Annotated in this window: 4 protein-coding genes; 3 read left to right on the plus strand and 1 reads right to left on the minus strand. The window is 74.0% G+C overall.

The genetic code is table 11. From position 1 onward, the window contains the following. The first annotated feature begins 5 nt into the window (after positions 1 to 5). From E1283_RS34170 to E1283_RS34180, 3 genes are all read left to right on the plus strand, one after another. Entirely contained in the window at positions 6 to 1,580 is a 1,575-nt protein-coding gene (locus E1283_RS34170) for a cation:dicarboxylate symporter family transporter (protein WP_165956351.1), read from the plus strand. A gap of 86 nt (positions 1,581 to 1,666) precedes the next feature. Further along, complete coding sequence (locus tag E1283_RS34175) at positions 1,667 to 2,125, plus strand: phage holin family protein (RefSeq protein ID WP_132822054.1); 459 nt, start codon at positions 1,667 to 1,669, stop codon at positions 2,123 to 2,125. Continuing rightward, positions 2,083 to 2,256, plus strand: a complete 174-nt coding sequence (locus tag E1283_RS34180; protein ID WP_132822055.1) for a DUF3618 domain-containing protein — start codon at positions 2,083 to 2,085, stop codon at positions 2,254 to 2,256. The genes E1283_RS34175 and E1283_RS34180 overlap by 43 nt, the downstream gene beginning before the upstream one ends. A 79-nt stretch (positions 2,257 to 2,335) precedes the next feature. On the opposite strand, the gene E1283_RS34185 is transcribed toward E1283_RS34180, so the two are convergent. Then, on the minus strand, positions 2,336 to 3,088 hold the full coding sequence (locus E1283_RS34185) for an ABC transporter permease subunit (protein ID WP_132822056.1): 753 nt from the start codon (positions 3,086 to 3,088) through the stop codon (positions 2,336 to 2,338). Positions 3,089 to 3,262: the final 174 nt, after the last annotated feature.

Genomic DNA, 3,262 nt, shown 5'->3' on the forward strand with positions numbered 1-3,262 from the left:
GTGGCGTGGTTGTTGGCGCGCGACACCATGTCGAAGCCCATGGCGCGGACGTCGGCTCCCGCGCGCGGCGAGGTGACCAGCCAGGATCCCCCGGGTTCGGCCTCCGGCCACCCGTCGAAGAGGTCGAGTGGCTGGGCCGCACCCTCGACGAGATCGGCGGCACCTTCGTCCAGCTGCTGCGCCTCGCCGTCGCGCCGCTGGTCTTCTTCGCCATCGCCGTCTCGATCACCAGCCTCCGCAACGTCTCCAACGCGGCCCGGCTGGCCGGCCGGACCCTGCTGTGGTTCCTGGCCACCTCGCTGATCGCGGTCGCCATCGGCATCACCATCGGCCTGGTCACCAACCCGGGTGACGGCTCGGGGCTCACCCCGGCGGACGGCTCCGCGCCGGAGACCAAGGGCTCCTGGCTCGACTTCCTGACCGGCATCATCCCGACGGACGTCATCACGCCGTTCACCGAGCTGAACGTGCTCCAGATCGTGTTCCTCGCCGCCGCGACCGGCGTGGCCGCGCTCCAGCTCGGCGACCGCGCCACCCCGCTGATCACCTTCGGCGAGACGGCGCTCGCGCTGCTGCAGAAGGCGCTGTGGTGGGTGATCCGGCTGGCCCCGCTCGGCACGGTGGGCCTGATCGGCCGGTCCATCAACGAGTACGGCTGGGACCTGCTCGGCGACTACGCGACGTTCACCTTCGGCGTCTACCTCGGCTGCGCCCTGGTGCTGTTCGGCGTCTACCCGCTGCTGCTGCGGTTCGCGGCCGGTGTCGACCCGCTGCGCTTCTTCCGGGCCGCCTGGCCCGCGATCCAGCTGGCCTTCGTCTCCCGCTCCTCCGTGGGCACGCTGCCGGTCACCCAGAAGGTCACCGAGCGGCTCGGCGTGCCGCGCGAGTACGGCTCGTTCGCCGTGCCGTTCGGCGCCACCACCAAGATGGACGGCTGCGCGGCGATCTACCCGGCGCTGGCGGCGATCTTCGTCGCGGAGATCTTCGACGTCACCCTGGGCGTCCAGGACTACGTGCTGATCGTCTTCGTCTCGGTGATCGGTTCGGCCGCGACGGCCGGGCTCACCGGCGCGACGGTGATGACCACACTGACCCTCTCCACCCTGGGGCTCCCGCTGGAGGGCGTCGGCCTGCTGCTGGCCATCGACCCGATCCTGGACATGATCCGCGCCGACACCGAGCGGATCGGGATCGGCCCCGGCACCAACCTCCAGGACGGCACCGTCGTCCATGCCGACCCCGGCTTCCCCGCGCTGCTCGGCGCGGGCGTCTCCGTCGGCCACCGGGCCGTGGTGCACGGCTGCGTGGTCGAGGACGACGTGCTGGTCGGCATGGGGTCCGTGCTGCTCAACGGGGTCCGGGTCGGCCGGGGCTCGCTGGTCGCGGCCGGCGCGGTGCTGCTGGAGGGCACCGTGGTGCCGCCCGGCTCGCTGGTCGCGGGCGTGCCCGGAAAGGTGCGCCGGCAACTCACCGAGGAGGACACGGAGCGGATCCGGGCCAACGCGGAACGCTACCGGGTCCTCGCCCGCCGCCACGCCGAGGGCGCCGAGCGCCTGGGGGCACCTCCCGGGCCCCTTTAGGCCGGGGGCCGGTGACCGCCGGTTTGAGTTCCGCCTCCCCGGGTTACTCGGCTCTGGCTTCCCGACTCGGAGGAGGTGGAGGTGCCATGTCGCTGACCTCGCGGAGGACGCGGCAACGGGAACAGACCGGAGAACGCGTCACCGGGGACCACGAGGCCTCGATGGGCGAGCTGGTGGCCGACCTGGCCGCGGACACGCAGACCCTGTTCCGGCAGGAGCTGGAGCTGGCCAAGGCGGAGATGCGACAGGAGGCCGGCCGCGCCGGCCGGGCCGGGGGCATGTTCGGCGGCGCCGGGTTCGCGCTCGTCATGATGGCCGTTTTCGGCTCGCTGGGCGCCATGTTCGCGCTGACCGCCGTGCTGGCCAACACCTGGTCCGCGCTGATCGTCGCCGGCGCCTGGCTGCTGATCGGTGTCGCGCTCTTCCTGCTCGGCAGGCTCGGCCTGCGGAACCGTTCGATGGCGCCACGGCGGACCATCCAGACGCTGAAGGAGGACGCGGAATGGGCACGTCACCGAACCCGTCGAACTCACCCGATCGAATAGCGGGCCAGATCGAGGAGACCAGGGCCCGGCTGACGGAGGACCTGGACCGGCTGGCCGACCGTGTCACCGCCCGCGCCAAGCGGCGCCGGGGGCCGCTGGCCAAACTGGCCAGGCGCGCCAAGGGCGGCTGACCCGACAGCACGGACCGGACGCGCTTCGGCGCCGGGGCGACACCGCCCCGGCGCCGAAGCGCGTCCACCCCCGCCTCCCTCAGGCGTCCCGCCGGCGCAGCGCCAGCCAGCCGGCCAGCAGCGAGGCCGCCGACCAGGCGGCCAGGATGCCGACGCCCGTCCAGGGGCCGTAGGCCCGGTCGAAGGTCGGGTCGTCCGGCGGCCCCGCCGTGCCGAGGACGAGGCTGCCCGCCTGGTCAGGCAGGAACTGCAGCACCGCGCCCACCGCCGGCACGTTCCCGAGCCCCTGCGAGCCGAGGAACAGCAGCGGCAGCAGCGTCCCCAGCGCAGCGGCCGGGCGGCGCAGCAGCGTCGCCACCCCGAGGGCCAGCAGCGTGATCAGCGTGAGGTAGAGCCAGCCGCCCAGCAGCGCGCGCGGGGCGCCGGGCGCCCAGGGCGTCACCCCCCGGTCGCCCATCGTCGCCTGCGCCGCGAGGAACGCGCCCGCCACCGCCACCGCGGCGACCGCTCCCGCCGGCACCACGGTGGCGATGATCTTGGCCGCGTAGAAGGCGCCCCGCCGCGGCGTGGCCAGCAGCGAGGCCCGGATCGTCCCCGAGGCGTACTCACCGCCGATCGCCTGCACCGCGAAGACCACCAGGCAGAGCTGGGCCAGCGTCAGGCCGAGCGAGCCGGCGACCAGCGGCGCGAAGTCCCGGTCCTCGTGGTCGCGGAGGCCGGCGCCGAGCATCGCGCCGAGACCGGTCGCGAGGACCACCGTGCCGGCCAGGCTCCACACCGTGGACCGCAGCGTCCGCGCCTTCAGCCACTCCGCCCCGACCAGCCGCCTCATCGGGCACCACCCCGGTGCGCGACCGCGTCCGCCTCGCCGGTGATCCGGAAGTACGCGTCCTCCAACGAGGCCGTCCGCTCCCCGATCTCGTACACGGTGACCGCGGCCGCCGACGCCACCTCGCCCACCCGGGCGGCCGGCAGGCCGTGCACCAGCAGCGTGCCGGCGTCGGCC

The sequence above is a fragment of the Streptomyces hainanensis genome, from assembly GCF_004348415.1.
Lineage (GTDB): Bacteria > Actinomycetota > Actinomycetes > Streptomycetales > Streptomycetaceae > Streptomyces > Streptomyces hainanensis.